Below are 1,339 nucleotides of genomic sequence, written 5' to 3' on the forward strand. Positions count from 1 at the left end.
ACGGTGGAGCGCAAGGCTAAGGAATTCTTCCTGGCGCTTGAAATCAATAAGAAATACAGTAAGAAAGAAATCCTTACCATGTACCTCAACAATGCCTATTTTGGAAATGGGGTTTGGGGAATTGAGGATGCTTCCAAGAAGTATTTTGGGGTTTCAGCCAGTCAATTAAGCCTGGATCAGTCTGCGGTACTCGCCGGTATGCTCAAAGGACCTGAGATCTATAACCCGCTCTATTCGGTAGAGAATGCGACCAATCGCCGCAATACGGTCCTCCAAAATATGGTGGCAGCTGGTTATATTGATCAGAAAACTGCTGATCAGTCGGCTGCTGTCGATATCCATGGCCAGCTGGTCGATGCCTATGAAGGCAAGTCGGAGGATTACCGCTACCCATCCTACTTTGATGCGGTTATCAATGAAGCGGTCAATGAATACGGCCTGACCGAAGAAGACATTGTCAAAAATGGCTACCGTATCTACACCGAGCTGGATCAGAATTACCAAGCAAGCATGCAGGTGATCTATGACAACACAGCCCTCTTCCCAGTAGCGGAAGACGGCACGCGCGCGGAATCTGGTAGTGTAGCGCTTGATCCTAAGACCGGAGGGGTTCGGGCTCTCGTAGGGCGTGTCGGAAGCGATCAAAATCCAGGTTTCCGTAGCTATAACTATGCGACCCAGGCTGCCCGTAGTCCGGGATCAACCATCAAACCTTTAGTTGTCTATAGCCCAGCTGTTGCGGAAGGTTGGTCGACCAATAAGGAATTGGACAATAGTACCACCCAATATGGAAGCTATGAGGTTAATAACTATGCGGGAATCCAGTCTAGCCCAACGGTACCGATGTACCAGGCCTTGGCAGAATCCCTTAACCTTCCAGCCGTAGCGACCGCTAATGATTTGGGTCTCGATACGGTCTTTGAATACGGGAAAAAATTCGGACTCAACATGGACAAGGTAGACAAGTCGCTTGCTGTTGCCTTGGGAGCTGGTGTGACAACCAATCCGATGCAGATGGCCCAAGCCTATGGAACCTTTGCTAACGGCGGGGTCATGAATGATGCTCACCTCATTACCAAGATCGAAAATGCAAGTGGCCAAGTGGTCAAGAGCCACAGCCAGAAATCAACCCGGGTGCTTAGTGGATCCACAACGGATAAGATGACCAATATGATGCTGGGAACCTTCAGTAATGGTACAGGGGTCAACGCTGCGCCTTATGGCTATACCATGGCTGGGAAAACCGGTACGACAGAGACCAGCTTTAACAAGGACCTCTCTGGAGACCAATGGGTGATCGGATACACGCCAGATGTGGTCATCAGTCAATGGCTTGGTT

General features: G+C 49.7%; 1 protein-coding gene. It reads left to right on the forward strand.

Annotation, left to right across the window (positions count from 1 at the left end; translation table 11 throughout):
- Positions 1–1,339 (forward strand): penicillin-binding transpeptidase domain-containing protein (locus PAN06_RS14265; protein ID WP_269796660.1); only part of this gene is annotated, 1,339 nt, incomplete at both ends.

The organism is Streptococcus sp. SM3 (assembly GCF_027497875.1).